Consider the following 15,055-nt stretch of genomic DNA (forward strand, 5'->3'; position numbering starts at 1 on the left):
GCCTAATGTGTATATACATATAGAAAACGCTGTCAACTTTGTCAGCGATCAAGGAGGAATTAATTTTGAACTGCAAACAATGGCTATGGACCCAACTACTCCTACATGGTCCGATTGCCTACAAAACCGTAAAAAAGAAAGCTCTCGAGATTGGATTTACAAAGTCGCAATTGCACAAAGCAAAAAAGAATTTAGGTATTGTGTCTAAGCATAACGGAAACGACTGGCTATGGGATTTGGAGGATTAAGTGATGAGAGAATCAACGATAGAAGCGTATCTCCGCGACCGGGTGAAGGAACTGGGCGGCAAGGCATACAAATTCGTTTCGCCGGGTAACGATGGGGTGCCGGACCGGCTGGTTTGTCTACCCGGTGGGCGCGTGGTGTTCGTAGAGACTAAGGCACCGGGAAAGACGCCCACGAAGATGCAGATGTTCCAACATGGAAAACTACAAACCCTTGGTTTTCAGGTATGGGTTATAGACAGCAAGGGTATGGTAGACAGTTTTATCATGGATTGTAGAGAAAGAAGGTGATGCCGAATGAGTAAAGTCCGCGATTTATCTGGGCAAAGATTCGGAAGGCTTCTGGTTTTAAACCGGGCAGAAAACACAGAATCCGGACAGGCCCGCTGGGTTTGTCAATGCGATTGCGGAAATGTAAAAACCATACGGGGGACGCATTTGACCACCGGTAAGATTATCTCCTGTGGCTGCTATAACAAAGCAGTTTGTACAAAACACGGAATGTCCGGGACACCTGAATACAGGACTTACTACAACATGATCAAACGATGCGAATATAAAAACGATGTTTCTTATGCTGAATACGGGGGCCGAGGAATCCGAGTCTGCCCGCGATGGCGGAGTAGTTTTCTTAATTTTTTAGCCGATATGGGTAAACGCCCAACAGATAGACACAGCATAGACCGGATAGATGTCAATGGCAATTATGAACCAAGTAATTGCCGCTGGGCAGTAGTTGAAACTCAGGAACACAATAAGCGTGTCCGGAAGGACTCACCTGTAGGAGTCAGAGGGGTTGTCCAGTCCCCGAATGGTAATTTCATAGCACAGATTTATGCGGACGGGAAAAGCCACCGCATTGGCACTTACTCCAGTTTAGAAATTGCAACCCAAGAAAGGCATTTCGCGGAAAATAAGTACTGGGGGCGAGGTTAGTGGCAATTTTTAAGCCCTATGGGTATCAGGCGTATTGTATTGACCGTATTGTAAATATGCCAATCCACGGCCCCGGATTAGGCCTGTATCTTGAGATGGGTCTCGGCAAAAGTGTTATAACCTTGTCGGCTGTCAAAGAATTAAAATACAATCGTTTTACCGTTTCTAAGGTTTTGGTTATTGCGCCAAAACGGGTTGCAGAAGCTACATGGCAGAAAGAAATACAAAAATGGGAGCATCTAAAACTCTTACGGGTTTCCACTGTCCTTGGGACAGCGAAGCAGAGAATAAAGGCGCTGAATACGCCCGCGGATATTTGGGTGATAAATAGGGACAATATTTCCTTTTTGGTAGATTATTACCGGAATGACTGGCCTTTCGATATGGTGGTGATCGATGAAAGCAGCAGCTTCAAGAACCACCAGGCAAAGCGGTTTAAGTCCCTTACCTGGGTCCGCAGTAAGATCTCCCGTATAGTGGAGCTGACTGGTACACCGGCACCGAATGGGCTGATTGACATGTGGGCGCAAGTGTACTTACTGGATGGCGGCGAACGGTTAGGCAAAACAATCGGCGGGTTCCGTCAGCGGTATTTTGATCCGGATCAGCGCAACGCACAGCAGGTGTTTTCATACAAACCGAAGGATGGCGCCGGGGATACCATTCAGGACAAAATCAGTGATATCTGCATAAGCATGAAAGCGTCCGACTATTTGGAATTGCCGGATTGCATTTATGACGATATTCCAGTGGAACTGGATTCCAAAGCAAAGACGGCGTACAAAAAGCTGGAACGGGACATGCTGCTGGAAGTCGACGAGGACGAGATCACGGCCACCACCGCGGCAGTACTCGGGAATAAGCTGCTGCAGCTTGGCAATGGTGCCGTGTACGGCGAGGACCATAAAGCGGTAGAAATCCATCAGTGCAAAATCGAAGCCTTTCTGGAAGTCGTTGAGGCATTACAGGGCCAGTCGGCACTTGTATTTTATAATTTCAAGCATGACCGGGACCGATTGATTGCGGCACTTTCTAAATCCGGTTTACGGGTCCGGGTGTACCAAGATGCGCAGGATGAAGCAGACTGGAACAACCATAAAATCGATATCCTTCTGGCGCATCCGGCCAGCACCGCCTACGGATTGAACCTGCAGGATGGCGGGAATCACATTATCTGGTTCGGGCTGAACTGGTCATTGGAGCTTTACCAGCAGGCGAATAAAAGGCTTCACCGGCAAGGCCAGAAAGAACGGGTATTTATACATAACCTGATTGTACAAGGCAGTATGGACGAGGATGTCATGGACGCGCTGCAAGGAAAAAGCACAACGCAGGAGAGTCTTTTGAAAGCATTGCGGGTAAGAATTGAGAAAGCAAAGGAGGAGAAATAAAAAAGCGACTCCCACCGTGAAGCAGAAGCCGCAGATTATTCTTCCAGAATTCCGATTTCATCTCGAAGATCGCTGATAATAGGGCCGAGAAGAATCATGCGTTTCAAATCCTTTGATTTCTTGGCCTCCTGATAGCAGACCCTATATACGGCAAGCTTACTTTTCAGAACGGTCATAGTGTTTTGGTTCATATTGATCTCCCTTAAACTTATTTGTTTACATAATACAGCAAAAGTGTGTACTAGGTGTGAACGCGCTAGCAGCAAAAAAGGCCGCCCACGATAGGGCGGCCGGGAAAGGATTAGCAATTTAGGCTACACGTACGTTAGCAGCACGCAGTTTGCGACTGTCCTTTGGATCGGTTTCAACGTCGTAGGAAACCTTTTGACCTTCCATCAGACTCTTGAAGCCGTCGCTAATGATACTGGAAAAATGCACAAAGACATCTTCACTTCCATTATCGTTGGAAATAAATCCAAAACCTTTTGATTCGTTGAACCATTTTACCGTACCGTTATTCATAAACAGGTACCTCCATAAATTTATTAGCATCCATTGTTGTATAAAAAAACTCACACCTTTTGTAAATCATCACAATGTGAATGGCTTACAAAAAATGTGAGACAATTCGTACACTTAGAATACCTGTTTACTATATCATGGGTTTACAAAAATGTCAAGAAGAATTTTACAATTCAGAAAAATCAAGGGGGGAAATCAAAAATGGATGAATTAAAACCGTGCCCGTTTTGCGGGTATAAAGCTGAAATACGCCGAACGGCCTTAACAAGTCAGTCAAGACCAAAGTTTTTCGTTGCATGTGGCGTGTGTGGGGTGGAAACTCCAAGAATTGCCAGAACCAAAGAAGAAGCTGTTACCGCATGGAACCGCCGCACCGCTCCGGAAAACAAGCCGCTGAAGCTGGAACATCTTAGGCAGATGGCCGGGGAACCGGTGTATCTTGTATATCCCAATGTGCCAGAAATGGACGGATGGCAAATCCTGAAAGGAATCGATCAAGAGCCTGACGAGGATGGTGATATTGGCGCTTATTTTACAGATGACGTGTGGGAAAGCCTTGAAGGGTATGGAAACGACTTGCTTGCCTACGCCCGCAAGCCGGAAGGGAGAGTGTAATGTATAAAAAAGTCGGAGAAATTAATAGATTCAGCGAAATACCGTGGGGTAAAGAGATCATTATTACCGGCTCGGTCGGGAATGGATGGTATTGGCTCTCAAAAGGCAAGTTTGTAAGAGGCGATAACGGTCTTCATTTTCGGGATGATTGCGGTGTGTATTCACAATTTGCGCCGAACGATTTTATATCGCTCAACGTGCTGGAAAAGGCCAGCTACGCCCGCAAGCCGGAACAGGAGGGAAGAACATGAAACAAAAACAGATACTTGATGCCTGCTGCGGCAGCAAAATGTTCTGGTTTGACAAACACAATCCAAGTGTTGAATACTGCGATAACCGTGTTGTACCGTACCACGAATACTATCCCGGCAGATACATAGAGATCGCCCCAGATACCGTATGCGACTTTACACATCTTCCGTTTCCGGACAATGCTTTTTATCTGGTTGTATTTGACCCGCCGCATTTACCGGATGCAGGTGATACCTCAATTATGGCGCTGAAATACGGGTGCCTCAAAGGCGACTGGAAAACAATGCTGTCAAAGGGATTTAATGAATGTATGAGAGTATTGAAACCAAACGGAACGCTTGTATTCAAGTGGAGTGAGATACGGATTCCGTTGTCAGAAGTACTTCCACTGTTTAGCCAAGAACCGTTATTCGGAAACCGCTGTCGTAAGCGCGGAAACAAAACACACTGGTTGTGCTTTATGAAAGGAATTGACGCCCCATGACCTTCCCCGACCGCCTCCACCACCTCCGCACAGCCCAAAAAATTACCATCCCGCAACTATCGATAAAAGTCGGCATCCACGAGAATACCCTGAGACTGTACGAGCGGGGAAAAGCGGACCCAAGATCGTTCATACTGTGCTGCCTGGCCGACTATTTCCACGTTACGACGGATTATTTACTGGGAAGGAGCGATAAGAAATGTTGACGTTTCTGTGCGATTCGTTTTTATTCATGGCGGCAATTAGTTGCTGTGGTGTTTCCGTAATCATCGTAAAAGTAGTTATTGACACGATACGCAAGGGGTGATCAAATGTCTCTTGGAAAAATGCGACGGTATATGTCGGAAGAAAAGCAGGGACTCATCTATTACGCCTGCAGGAATTACCGGAACCTTCCGCGGGAAACGCAAGAAAAAATACAGTCATTGTGCGAGGAAGTATGTTGGCCGGATAAGTATAATTCAAAGGCGCTGCTTGCTTATTTGATAACCGACAACTCAAAAAAGGTATCGATTGACTATTACATAAGCGTGTCTCAGCTTAACCGGTTACGGGGTAAATTCTTCCGGCAGGTCGCGCACAACGGCGGGCAACTTGGATTTATAATAAAATCAGGGTGAGTTTCCTTCCCTATCCTCCCTTTTTAAGGCGCCCGGCTTTTCTCTTTCTCCGGGCGCTATATGCCAGTGAGCACGGCAACCGCCGAGGGCTTACCGGGTCAGAGCCGGACACTGGCACCAAAAGGCCAAATGATTTTTTAAAGTGCCTATTACAGCGAATGAATCATCCAAGCCCAGGGCGCTGGGCAATGTGCATCGCACTTTGACGTGACTCGGGGAACGTTACTCACGACTATACCTGTGCACAGGTTCGGAAATAGCCGTTGAGTGTGGCGGGGTTCAAATCCTCGGTGATGCACCATTATTCCAACACAGGCAGGTGGTGGTTTTGGATAAAAAAGAACAGGCGCGAGAATTATTTGAGAAACAAGGAAAGTCTCTTTCCGAAATCGCCGAAATTTTAGGCATATCCCCCGGAACTGTCCGCAGTTGGAAAAGCCGCGGCGGCTGGGGCAGCAATGTTGCAACACAACGCAACGTTGCAAAAAAACGCTGCAACGCAACGAAAGAAACTAAACCCGAAACGCCTCCCGCTGAATTGGTAGAGCCGTTGACAGAAAATGAACGCCTGTTCTGCGAGGTTTACAGCAGAAATAAGAATGCGACTCAGGCTTATTTGAAGGTGTACGGCTGCACTTATAACTCGGCTATGACAAGCGCTTATGATAACCTCAGAAAACCCAAGATTAAAGCCTACCTCAACTATCTGCGGAAATGTCAGCGTGAAGCTATGAATCTGCAGCCCATCGATATAGTCGAGCGTTTCATGCATATTGCATTTGCCGACATGACCGACTTTGTGGACTATGGAACCAAAGTCATTCCGATTATTGACGGTGAGGGTAAAGTAGCCGGTTCAACTGAGCGAGATTTTTTACAATTCCGTGATTCGCAGATGGTTGACGGAGGCGTAATTAAAGAGGTTCGACAGACGCAGCAAGGCATGGCTATAAAGCTTGAAAGCCGTATGGATGCTTTAAAATGGTTGTCTGATTATTTTGAAATGAACCCCGCTGACAAGCATAAGCAGGAGATTGATAAACGCCGTCTGGAAATCGAGTTGCTTAAAGCGCAATCATCCATAAAGGACACAGGCGAAAGCACCATTCCAGATGATGGTTTCGCGGAGGCCCTGAATAGTCAGGCTGCCGACGTCTGGCAGGATGGAGATAATGCAAACCCTGACTGGGAGGAGCAGAATGACGACCTGGACAAAGATTGATGAACAGATCGCGGCGTATCGCAAAGCGCTGTCCAACAACGTCGTAAAGCTCAGGCACCAGGTTAAGCAGGGTTTTTTCAAGTTCAAACCGTTTTCTCCAAAACAAAAGATGGTCCTTACCTGGTGGTGCCCCAGCAGTCCGGTAAAAGATTCAGAGGGCATTATTGCAGACGGTTCAATCCGATCGGGTAAAACGCTCTGCATGTCCCTATCGTATGTCATGTGGGCAATGGGGGCCTTTGATGGGCAAAACTTCGCGATCTGTGGCAAGACGATCGGTTCACTGCGCCGCAATGTTATGTTTTGGCTGCGGCTGATGCTCCGATCCCGCGGCTATACCGTTCAGGACCGCCGCGCAGAAAACCTAATGGTTGTCCGCCGTGGTGACCGATTGAATTACTTTTATCAATTTGGCGGCAAAGACGAACGGTCGCAGGATTTGATTCAGGGCATTACGCTGGCCGGTGTTCTTTTCGATGAAGTCGCGCTTATGCCAGAGAGCTTCGTCAATCAAGCTACCGCCCGCTGCTCTGTGACGGGGTCGAAGTTCTGGTTCAACTGCAACCCGGAAGGGCCGCAGCACTGGTTTTACACGAATTGGATTCAGAGGTGCAAAAAGCGCCGGCTTTTGTATCTTCACTTCACAATGGACGATAACTTTTCACTGGCAGAGGACATCAAAGCCCGATATCGCAGCCAGTATGTCGGAGTATTTTATAATCGCTTTATTCTCGGGATGTGGTGCCTGGCAACTGGCCTCGTCTACCCCATGTTCAGCCGGGAAAAGAATGTCATTTCCAAATTCTGCGGCTCTGGTCGGTACTGGATATCCATCGACTACGGTATTCTTAACCCTTTTTCTGCTGGGCTGTGGTGCGTCCGTGACGGCGTGGCGACACGAATCTCTGAGTATTATTATGACGGCCGCAAAACGAAGCAGCAGCGCACCGACGAGGAGCATTATGCCGAGGTCGAGAAGTTGGCTGGCGACCGATACATAGATCGCGTGGTGGTCGACCCGTCCGCCAGCAGTTTCATCGAAACGGTTTACCGGCACGGGCGGTTTCCAGTGGACAAAGCAAACAATGACGTGATTCCCGGCATTGCGAACGTCTCTTCCCTACTCTCTGCCGGGAAGATTCAGATTTGTGAGAACTGCACCGACTGTATCCGGGAGTTTGAGTCTTATTCGTGGGACCCAGATAAACCGGAGGATACGGTTATCAAAGAATTTGACCATGCAATGGACGACACAAGATATTTTGTTCAGACCATTCTGAGGAACGAATGGTATCTGGACAAGTGGAGGTAATCACATGACAGTCAATGTATTAGGGCAAGAGTACAGCGTTGAATATTCAACCATCAAGGAACAGCCAAAATTGAAAGACTGCGATGGGTATTCAGATAGCTCTACTCACAAATGCGTAATTGACCGCATGGATAAAACAGATGATCCGCGGCAAAAAGAAGATATCCGATTATACCGCGATTCCGTTGTCCGCCATGAATTAATCCACGCATTTCTCAACGAAAGCGGCCTTGATACTTGCAGTTGGGCAAAGAATGAGGAAATGGTGGATTGGATGGCTATTCAATTACCCAAAATGGTCAAAGCAATGAAGTCAATCGATGTATTGTAGGGCGGTGATACCATGGGCCTGATTAACTGGATAAAGGGGATGCTGCGAAGAATGTTTACGCCTGAAGAAGTCTATCAAATTTTCAATGTCCAGCCTGCGGCATCCTCTGTGATGATGGGGGCCGTTGAAAGCTGGAAGGATATCTATGAGGGCCGTGCCTGTTGGCTGGCTGACGATCCGGAAATGCGCTCTGCCCAGTTCGCGGCTATTGTATCCAGTGAAGCCGCCCGCCTTGCAACCATAGAACTCAGTTTCGAAATTACCGGCTCTGCCCGCGCCGATTATCTGCAGCAGCGTATGTCTATTCTCCAGGACAAGATCCGCACCCAATTGGAATATGCCTGCGCACTCGGCGGTATGGTGCTTAAACCGAACGGTGACGGCGTGGACTTCATAAAGCAGGGTGAATTTATCCCGGTTGATCTGGACAGCAACGGCGATATTACCGGTGCTATCTTCCCCTCTGCAAAACAGCTTGGAAATCAGTATTTTACACGCTTTGAGTACCAGCGGTTTGAGAACGGCGTTTACAAAATCAGCAACAAAGCTTTCGTCAGTGACAGCCCCGAAACTATCGGCCGCCCGGTGGCGTTGGCCGCTGTGCGGGAATGGGCGAACATTCAGCCGGAAGTCAGCATCGACAATCTGGAACGTCCTCTGTTCGCATACTTGAAAATGCCCTGGGCAAATCAGGTTGACAGTTCTTCCCCACTCGGCTGCTCGATCTTCTCAAAAGCAATTGATACGATTCAGGACATTGATTTTACTGCCCGCGGCCTGCGACATGAAATTAAGACAGCGGATCGGAAGGTGTTCGTGTCAGACAAGATTCTGCGCCGCGACGATAAAGGGAGAGTGATTCGAAATCCTATTCCTGATCTGATTGAGGGACTCGAATACAATATCGATGAAAAGAGCACCTACCACGAATTCAATCCCGAAATCCGTATCGAGCAGTACCGCCAAAGTATGCAGACATTTCTCAACATTGCTGGCAATCAATGTGGCTTTTCCAACGGATATTTTAGCTTTGACGAAAAAACAGGCATGGTCACAGCGACACAGGTAGAAGCTGACCAGCAGCGCACTATTTCCACGGCAACGGATATCCAGAAAGCACTGAAAACCGCACTAAGCGGACTTGCCTATGGACTGGATGCATACGCTTCATTGTACAATCTGGCGCCGGCTGGAGCATATGAAGAAAACTACTCTATGCGGGATCTGTCCGTCAATGTCACCGAAGACCGCGCCAGAGCGTGGCAGATGGTCCTGCAGGGCAAAGTGCCGTTTTACTGGTACGCAATGAACTACGAGAGCATGAGTAAGGACGAGGCCCGCAAGCTGTACCGGGAAGCTCAGGAGGAAAGCGCGGCGAGAGGCTTGAATTTAGATGACCGAGAGGGTGAGGAATAATGCTCACCCCCGATTACTTATTCAACTGCACCGACCGCATTGTTGAAATTTATGAGCAGCTTCAGACATTCGCAGTGACCGACATAGCGCGACGAATCGCAAAGATGGGCACCATTACCGATACCGCGCAATTCCAAATCTGGCAGGCGCAGCAAGCCGGATTACATTACGAGGAAATCTTAAAGCGCGTTTCAAAGCTGACCGGTATGTCACAGGCAGAAGTTAAACGGCTGTTTGAAGAAGCCGGTACGCAATCCTTAAAATTCGATGATTCAATCTATAAATGCGCCGGGCTCAATCCCATTCCGATCAGCCAATCGCCGCAAATGCTCTCTGTGCTTGAAGCCTTATACCGGCAGACAAACGGAGAACTGCAGAAATTCACACGATCAATTGCCCTCGATTCTCAAAAGACCTTCTTTGCCTCGTCGGACAAGGCATACATGGAAATATCAAGCGGTATGAGTGATTACATATCTGCTATTTCTCGTTCTGTCAGAGAGACCGCAACAGACGGTATACAGGTCATTGATTATGCCAGCGGTTCCCGTATCAGTGTTGAAGCCGGGGTACGCCGTGCAGTGTTGACCGGCGTTAATCAGGGTGCCGCAAAGCTGACCGAAGCGCGTGCGGATGAAATGGGCTGTGATCTTGTGGAAACAACAAAGCATGCAAATGCTCGTCCAGATCATGCCAGATGGCAAGGCGGAATATATAGTTTAAGTGGCAAAAGCACAAAATACCGTAAGCTCTCTGATGCCACTGGATACGGAACAGTAACCGGATTGTGTGGGGCAAATTGCAGACATTCATTTTCTCCGTTCATTTTGGGAATATCTGAACCTAATGAAACGCAGTATAACCCCGAGGAAGTCAAAAAGGCTTATGACCTATCGCAAAAGCAGCGCGGCATGGAGCGCCGGATCAGGAACACAAAGCGTGAGCTGAACGCTACCGACGTGGCCAGTAAGACGGCGTCGAGTGACGTGGCTGCCAAGCTGAAAGAAGACTATCAGAATCAGGCCGTAAAACTGAAACGGCAGCGCATCGAATATGAAACGTTCTGCCGCGAAAACAGGCTCAAAACACAGGCTGAACGGACACAGATACCCGGATTCAGCCGGAGCGAGGCAAGCAGGGCGACGGCGGCGGCAAGAAAAAAAGCAGAGGGCTAGCCCTCTGCTTTTAACTGTCTCTGGCGGATATTCCTAAGTCGGTAATGACATATAAGTTATTTCTGGATGAATTTATCCCACATTGGGCGATATATCCGCAAGATTTATATTTTTTGATTTCATTGTGGGTAAACCCTTTTCTTAATAAAAAAATATCGCTTATCCTTTCTCCCCTTTTGAACAGCAATAAAAAATTTCGTGTTGTCTGATTCGGCATAGTAATGCTCCCTTCCTATGTTAATGTTGCGGACAACCGCCTGTATTTCCGCGCTACACTGTAAATATAAGAACCGCCGCAGTCGGTATATACTGCCAATCTGACAGGCACAGACCTGTATAAAAATGTATGGAGGGTATTTATGAACATCAAAGAATTATTGATCGGCTGCGGAATCGAACTGACCGCAGAGCAGGAAACCAAGCTGACCGCAGAATTTCCGAAGCAATTCAAGCCTGCCGAAGTGTACAACGCGGACGTACAAAAGCATAAGACAGCCGCCGAGACGTACAAGGCGCAGCTTGACGATGCGAATAAGCAGATCGAGCAGTTTAAGGGTCTTGATGTGGATGGAATCAAAAAGGCCGCAGATGATTGGAAAGCAAAATACGAGACCTCCGAAGCGGATTATCAGAAGAAGCTTGCCGATCGTGATTACAACGATGCCGCTTTATCAGCCCTGGCCGATGTGAAATTCACTTCCAAGGCCGCAAAGACCGCTTTCCTCTCTCTGTTGAAAGAAAAGCAGCTGAAACTGGATGACGGGAAACTGGTTGGATTTGATGATGTTCTGAAACAGGCACAGGCTGACGACCCCAGCGCTTTTGCAAGTGATAAACCGGCGCCGAAGTTTACGGACCCGATCACTGGAAAGCCGCTGCCGGAAATCACGAAAGAAGCGTTCACAAAAATGACCTACATGGAAAAACTGAAACTCAAAACAGAGCAGCCCGAAATCTACAAAGGGCTGGTACAAAAATAGGAGGTAACAACATATGCCTGGTACTTTTCTTGGCTTCCCGTTTGACGAGGAGCTCTTTAATCAAACTTGGAGCGAAGCACCCGATCCCGTAAAAACCGCCATGCTGAACAGTGGCGCCCTTGTGGAAGATTCACAGATTGCGTCCATGATTCAGAATGACGGTAATTTCTACACGATCCCGTTCTACAATGTGCTGAGCGGTGACCCTGACAATTACGACGGCCAGACGGATATTAACACCGCCGAGACTTCCGGCGATTCGCAGTCCGGCGTTGTGTTCGGGCGCGCCAAGGGGTTCACGGCCCGCAATTTTGTGGCCGAACTGACCGGTTCTGACCCGATGGGTAACATTACCCGCAATATCGCCACCTACTGGCAGAAGCAGGATCAAATCCGTCTGCTGCAGATTCTGGCCGGTGTGTTTGCCGTGACCGGTGCGTCCGGTAACGCTAAGAAATGGCACGATAACCATGTTGTTGATCTTGGTTCCGCAACCGCTACACCGTATAAGATCGGTGTTACCGATCTGAACGACCTCGCAACTGAGGCCATGGGTGATAACAAATCTCTGTTCAGCCTCGCAATTATGCACTCTAACGTCGCAAAGACGCTTGAAAACCTGCAGGTGCTTGAATACTGGAAGCAGACCGACGCAAACGGTGTACAGCGCTCGCTTGCGATTGCCAACGCGAACGGCTATACCGTTATTATCGATGACGGCGTTCCGGCAGCTCCCGTTGGCGGCAGCGGCGAAAACAAGGACCTTGTGAAGTACACTACCTATCTGCTGGGCGGCGGTGTAATCCGCACGGCTCCCGGTCGTGTTGACCATCCTTCCGAAGTGTTCCGCGATCCTAAGACCAACGGCGGACAGGATACGCTTTACACCCGTACCCGGAAGACCTTCCACCCGAACGGATTTAGCTTTACTCCTCCTTCTTCCGGTTTCAGCGGCTCCCCCACAGATGCACAGCTCACAGCCGCGGCAAACTGGGCGATCAAGTTTGACCCGAAAGCAATCCCGATGGCGGCTCTTATCACAAACGGTTAAGGAGGCCCTCATGGCTAAGTACAGAAAAAGGCCAGTTGTGATTGAGGCTTTTAAGTACAACGTTCCGCTGTATAAGCCTAACGTATTAAACGGAGCACCTGATTTTATAATCAATGGAAGGCAAAGCGGAAAGCTTTTTTACGGAGAAGATGGAACTCTCAAAATAAAAACACTTGAAGGGATAATGACAGCCAGCACCGGGGATTTCATCATCTGCGGCGTAAATGGTGAGCTTTATCCCTGCAAGCCTGATATTTTTGAGAAAACCTACGAACCTGCAGAATAAAGGAGGTAACGGCTCATGACGGCGTATGTCGATTATGCATACTACACAGGTACATATCACGGCAGCGCCGTCAGTGAGGCCGACTTCCCCGGTCTGGCTTTAAAGGCATCCCGGTTTATCCGGGGCGCTACCCATGACCGTGCGACAGCCGATAACACCGACGTGAAAGACGCAACCTGCGCGGCGGCCGAGGTAATTCAGCAGATCGAACGTGAGCACTCAGGGCAGACGGTTACATCAGAATCAGTTGATTCGTGGTCTAAAAGTTATTTCCGATCTGAGAGTATGAACCAATCTGACAATGCGCGGATTCTGGAAGCAATTGAACCGTATTTTTACGGAACCGGATTGCTTTATGCGGGGGTGTGGTGAACATGAATGATTTAATTGTGTGGTATATCCACTACAAAATAATTACGGGATCGATTTCTCTTTTAATAGGGATTGCGGCTTTTATAGCTTATTTCTATTTCAAAAGGAGGAACACGTAATGTTTCCCCACACAATCACGCTATACAACAAGTACGAATCCGATGATTACACTTCCGGGTACCAGCGCACCGTATTAACCGACGTGCTGTTCGTTTCTTCCAAAGGCACCAACGTGGACACAACCGGTCTGAAAGACGCGGACACCGTAAGGATTACAATTCCTTTTGACGGACATACCGGCTATCTCTCTCTCATTGACTGGGATAAAAACCGCGCCGGTCACTGGACGCTGCGTGAGGGTGACATTGTGGTGAAAGGCGCTGTAACTGATGAGGATATCGACCCGGAAACGCTGAAAACAAAATACAGCGACGTGTACCAGATTACTACGGTTGATACTTTCGACTTCGGCGGCCTGCAACATTGGAAAGTTGGTGCGAACTGATGGCGGACAATCCTCTTCTTACCACTCCCCGCGGTTCCATTGTACAAACAAAAGCCGGGACCGTCAAAATTGAATGGAATCCACAAATAATGCGCTTTAACGGGCAATACTCGGCAGCGCAGAAATGGCTTGACAACGAGGTTATAAAAGACTGTGATCCGTTTGTGCCGTTCCGCACCGGGGAGTTGGATCTATCTGCAAAGCTGGGTACGGATATTGGCAGCGGAGAAGTCGATTATATCGCTCCATACGCTCGTAAAATGTACTACGGGTTGAGTTTCGATTTTGACCGCAGCAGTCATCCACAGGCGCAAGCGCAGTGGTTTGAAGCGGCCAAAGCAGTGCATAAACAGACTTGGATTAACGGTGCGAAAAAACTCGCAGGAGGTGGATGATGGTAGAGCCTACGCCGCTCAGTGTAGCGGAACAGACGCAAATATCCAGAGCGTTGATTATCTGGCTTAATTCATTTCCTGAGCTTCCTGCGGGCGTTAAAAAGCTATCCTTCCAGTCATTGCCTAAAGCCGGCCCTGCAATGAGCATGGGCGGTCTGGCCGGAGCGGTTAAGACGGCGGAATACATAGACGGCAGCTACGAAGCGCAATACCCGTTTGCAATTGTCTACCGTGTTCTGCCGAAAGACGACAACGCCCGTCTGAATGCTCAATCGATTCTGAACGATTTTGGCGAATGGATGGAGCAGCAAGCAGCGTTTCCGAATATCGGTGCCGGGCGGATCGTAACAGAAGTATCCCGGACGAGCACGCCCGGACTTGCATACCGCGACGACGCGGGAAACGAAGATTATCAGGGCTTATATGTCCTGAAATATGAACAGGAGGGATAATATGGCAGTTACTTATGTTGCAGGAAAAGCAAAAAGAAAAGATTTTGCTGTGTTCTTCAAAACGCCTGGTGAAACCCCGGCCTACGAGCTGATCGGCAAAGGTATTGAAGACGCCAGCATCAATCCAAACGCAACCGTGGATACCGTAAACGATATTACCGGCGCGGCGGAAACCACACTGAGTGGCTATGAAAAGTCTATGGACCTCGACCCGATTTATATCCACGGCGGCGAGAAGTTCCCGGAATTCCTCGACAATCTGGAAGAAACCAACGCAATCCTTGACGACGTGGTCGGTACATTTCTCTTTGTCAAGATGTACAAAACCGACGGCGAGAATTCTTATGTCGCGTGGGAGCAGACCGCGGTTGTGGAATTGACCGGGTTCGGCGGCGACACGAAGGGTGTAAATGCTCCCTGCACGCTTCATTTTACCGGGGAACGGACCATGGGCACATTCAATCCGACCACAAAAACTTTCACTGCAACCTAA

Annotated in this window: 21 protein-coding genes; 19 read left to right on the top strand and 2 right to left on the bottom strand. The window is 48.5% G+C overall.

Going from position 1 to position 15,055, the window contains the following annotated elements; translation table 11 throughout:
* Positions 1-251: 251 nt before the first annotated feature.
* A complete protein-coding gene (locus LY85_RS04435; RefSeq protein ID WP_141825622.1) occupies positions 252-536 on the top strand; it encodes a VRR-NUC domain-containing protein in 285 nt (94 codons plus the stop codon).
* A gap of 644 nt (positions 537-1,180) precedes the next feature.
* On the top strand, positions 1,181-2,572 hold the full coding sequence (locus tag LY85_RS04440) for a DEAD/DEAH box helicase (RefSeq protein ID WP_347562407.1): 1,392 nt from the start codon (positions 1,181-1,183) through the stop codon (positions 2,570-2,572).
* 35 nt (positions 2,573-2,607) lie between these two features.
* Here the strand turns inward: LY85_RS04440 and LY85_RS19180 are convergent, their stop codons facing one another.
* On the bottom strand, positions 2,608-2,763 hold the full coding sequence (locus tag LY85_RS19180; protein ID WP_185741095.1) for a hypothetical protein: 156 nt from the start codon (positions 2,761-2,763) through the stop codon (positions 2,608-2,610).
* 118 nt (positions 2,764-2,881) lie between these two features.
* Positions 2,882-3,094, bottom strand: coding sequence for a cold-shock protein (locus tag LY85_RS04445; RefSeq protein ID WP_141825623.1), 213 nt, complete (start codon positions 3,092-3,094; stop codon positions 2,882-2,884).
* A 201-nt stretch (positions 3,095-3,295) separates the two neighbouring features.
* Between LY85_RS04445 and LY85_RS04450 the strand changes: the two genes are divergently transcribed.
* From LY85_RS04450 to LY85_RS04530, 17 genes are all read left to right on the top strand, one after another.
* Positions 3,296-3,709 carry a Lar family restriction alleviation protein gene (locus tag LY85_RS04450; protein ID WP_141825624.1) on the top strand — a complete coding sequence of 138 codons (414 nt, stop codon included), beginning with the start codon at positions 3,296-3,298 and terminating at the stop codon, positions 3,707-3,709.
* Positions 3,709-3,960: a hypothetical protein gene (locus LY85_RS04455; RefSeq protein WP_141825625.1), complete on the top strand. Its 252-nt coding sequence runs from the start codon at positions 3,709-3,711 to the stop codon at positions 3,958-3,960. Before LY85_RS04450 ends, LY85_RS04455 begins: the two co-directional genes overlap by 1 nt.
* A complete protein-coding gene (locus LY85_RS04460) occupies positions 3,957-4,445 on the top strand; it encodes a class I SAM-dependent methyltransferase (RefSeq protein WP_185741096.1) in 489 nt (162 codons plus the stop codon). The genes LY85_RS04455 and LY85_RS04460 overlap by 4 nt, the downstream gene beginning before the upstream one ends.
* On the top strand, positions 4,442-4,651 hold the full coding sequence (locus tag LY85_RS04465; protein ID WP_141825626.1) for a helix-turn-helix transcriptional regulator: 210 nt from the start codon (positions 4,442-4,444) through the stop codon (positions 4,649-4,651). The genes LY85_RS04460 and LY85_RS04465 overlap by 4 nt, the downstream gene beginning before the upstream one ends.
* 742 nt (positions 4,652-5,393) lie before the next feature.
* Positions 5,394-6,287, top strand: a complete 894-nt coding sequence (locus LY85_RS04470; protein WP_141825627.1) for a terminase small subunit — start codon at positions 5,394-5,396, stop codon at positions 6,285-6,287.
* Positions 6,265-7,599, top strand: a complete 1,335-nt coding sequence (locus tag LY85_RS04475) for a PBSX family phage terminase large subunit (RefSeq protein WP_141825628.1) — start codon at positions 6,265-6,267, stop codon at positions 7,597-7,599. The genes LY85_RS04470 and LY85_RS04475 overlap by 23 nt, the downstream gene beginning before the upstream one ends.
* A gap of 4 nt (positions 7,600-7,603) precedes the next feature.
* Entirely contained in the window at positions 7,604-7,930 is a 327-nt protein-coding gene (locus LY85_RS04480) for a hypothetical protein (protein WP_141825629.1), read from the top strand.
* 12 nt (positions 7,931-7,942) lie between these two features.
* The gene (locus tag LY85_RS04485; RefSeq protein WP_141825630.1) at positions 7,943-9,346 is read left to right on the top strand and encodes a hypothetical protein; all 1,404 of its coding nucleotides are present in this window, start codon (positions 7,943-7,945) and stop codon (positions 9,344-9,346) included.
* Positions 9,346-10,521: a phage minor capsid protein gene (locus LY85_RS04490; protein WP_141825631.1), complete on the top strand. Its 1,176-nt coding sequence runs from the start codon at positions 9,346-9,348 to the stop codon at positions 10,519-10,521. Before LY85_RS04485 ends, LY85_RS04490 begins: the two co-directional genes overlap by 1 nt.
* A 359-nt stretch (positions 10,522-10,880) precedes the next feature.
* Complete coding sequence (locus LY85_RS04495) at positions 10,881-11,501, top strand: phage scaffolding protein (RefSeq protein WP_141825632.1); 621 nt, start codon at positions 10,881-10,883, stop codon at positions 11,499-11,501.
* Positions 11,502-11,514: 13 nt separating this feature from the next.
* Positions 11,515-12,552, top strand: a complete 1,038-nt coding sequence (locus LY85_RS04500; RefSeq protein WP_141825633.1) for a coat protein — start codon at positions 11,515-11,517, stop codon at positions 12,550-12,552.
* A gap of 10 nt (positions 12,553-12,562) precedes the next feature.
* Positions 12,563-12,838 carry a hypothetical protein gene (locus tag LY85_RS04505; RefSeq protein WP_141825634.1) on the top strand — a complete coding sequence of 92 codons (276 nt, stop codon included), beginning with the start codon at positions 12,563-12,565 and terminating at the stop codon, positions 12,836-12,838.
* 15 nt (positions 12,839-12,853) lie between these two features.
* Positions 12,854-13,210: a hypothetical protein gene (locus tag LY85_RS04510; protein ID WP_141825635.1), complete on the top strand. Its 357-nt coding sequence runs from the start codon at positions 12,854-12,856 to the stop codon at positions 13,208-13,210.
* Positions 13,211-13,328: 118 nt separating this feature from the next.
* On the top strand, positions 13,329-13,715 hold the full coding sequence (locus LY85_RS04515; protein WP_141825636.1) for a DUF6751 family protein: 387 nt from the start codon (positions 13,329-13,331) through the stop codon (positions 13,713-13,715).
* A complete protein-coding gene (locus LY85_RS04520; RefSeq protein WP_243122480.1) occupies positions 13,694-14,110 on the top strand; it encodes a minor capsid protein in 417 nt (138 codons plus the stop codon). Before LY85_RS04515 ends, LY85_RS04520 begins: the two co-directional genes overlap by 22 nt.
* Before the next feature lie 140 nt (positions 14,111-14,250).
* Positions 14,251-14,562: a hypothetical protein gene (locus tag LY85_RS04525; RefSeq protein ID WP_141825637.1), complete on the top strand. Its 312-nt coding sequence runs from the start codon at positions 14,251-14,253 to the stop codon at positions 14,560-14,562.
* Position 14,563: 1 nt separating this feature from the next.
* Entirely contained in the window at positions 14,564-15,055 is a 492-nt protein-coding gene (locus LY85_RS04530) for a hypothetical protein (protein ID WP_141825638.1), read from the top strand.

This window comes from Clostridium sp. KNHs216 (assembly GCF_006714885.1).
Lineage (GTDB): Bacteria > Bacillota > Clostridia > Oscillospirales > Acutalibacteraceae > Caproiciproducens.

Bases quoted from the DNA above. Each gene is read 5' to 3' on its own strand.
- LY85_RS04435 (WP_141825622.1), top strand. From the start codon at position 252: ATGAGAGAATCAACGATAGAAGCGTATCTCCGCGACCGGGTGAAGGAA.
- LY85_RS19180 (WP_185741095.1), bottom strand. From the start codon at position 2,763: ATGAACCAAAACACTATGACCGTTCTGAAAAGTAAGCTTGCCGTATAT.
- LY85_RS04445 (WP_141825623.1), bottom strand. From the start codon at position 3,094: ATGAATAACGGTACGGTAAAATGGTTCAACGAATCAAAAGGTTTTGGA.
- LY85_RS04450 (WP_141825624.1), top strand. From the start codon at position 3,296: ATGGATGAATTAAAACCGTGCCCGTTTTGCGGGTATAAAGCTGAAATA.
- LY85_RS04455 (WP_141825625.1), top strand. From the start codon at position 3,709: ATGTATAAAAAAGTCGGAGAAATTAATAGATTCAGCGAAATACCGTGG.
- LY85_RS04460 (WP_185741096.1), top strand. From the start codon at position 3,957: ATGAAACAAAAACAGATACTTGATGCCTGCTGCGGCAGCAAAATGTTC.
- LY85_RS04465 (WP_141825626.1), top strand. From the start codon at position 4,442: ATGACCTTCCCCGACCGCCTCCACCACCTCCGCACAGCCCAAAAAATT.
- LY85_RS04475 (WP_141825628.1), top strand. From the start codon at position 6,265: ATGACGACCTGGACAAAGATTGATGAACAGATCGCGGCGTATCGCAAA.
- LY85_RS04480 (WP_141825629.1), top strand. From the start codon at position 7,604: ATGACAGTCAATGTATTAGGGCAAGAGTACAGCGTTGAATATTCAACC.
- LY85_RS04485 (WP_141825630.1), top strand. From the start codon at position 7,943: ATGGGCCTGATTAACTGGATAAAGGGGATGCTGCGAAGAATGTTTACG.
- LY85_RS04490 (WP_141825631.1), top strand. From the start codon at position 9,346: ATGCTCACCCCCGATTACTTATTCAACTGCACCGACCGCATTGTTGAA.
- LY85_RS04495 (WP_141825632.1), top strand. From the start codon at position 10,881: ATGAACATCAAAGAATTATTGATCGGCTGCGGAATCGAACTGACCGCA.
- LY85_RS04500 (WP_141825633.1), top strand. From the start codon at position 11,515: ATGCCTGGTACTTTTCTTGGCTTCCCGTTTGACGAGGAGCTCTTTAAT.
- LY85_RS04505 (WP_141825634.1), top strand. From the start codon at position 12,563: ATGGCTAAGTACAGAAAAAGGCCAGTTGTGATTGAGGCTTTTAAGTAC.
- LY85_RS04510 (WP_141825635.1), top strand. From the start codon at position 12,854: ATGACGGCGTATGTCGATTATGCATACTACACAGGTACATATCACGGC.
- LY85_RS04515 (WP_141825636.1), top strand. From the start codon at position 13,329: ATGTTTCCCCACACAATCACGCTATACAACAAGTACGAATCCGATGAT.
- LY85_RS04525 (WP_141825637.1), top strand. From the start codon at position 14,251: ATGAGCATGGGCGGTCTGGCCGGAGCGGTTAAGACGGCGGAATACATA.
- LY85_RS04530 (WP_141825638.1), top strand. From the start codon at position 14,564: ATGGCAGTTACTTATGTTGCAGGAAAAGCAAAAAGAAAAGATTTTGCT.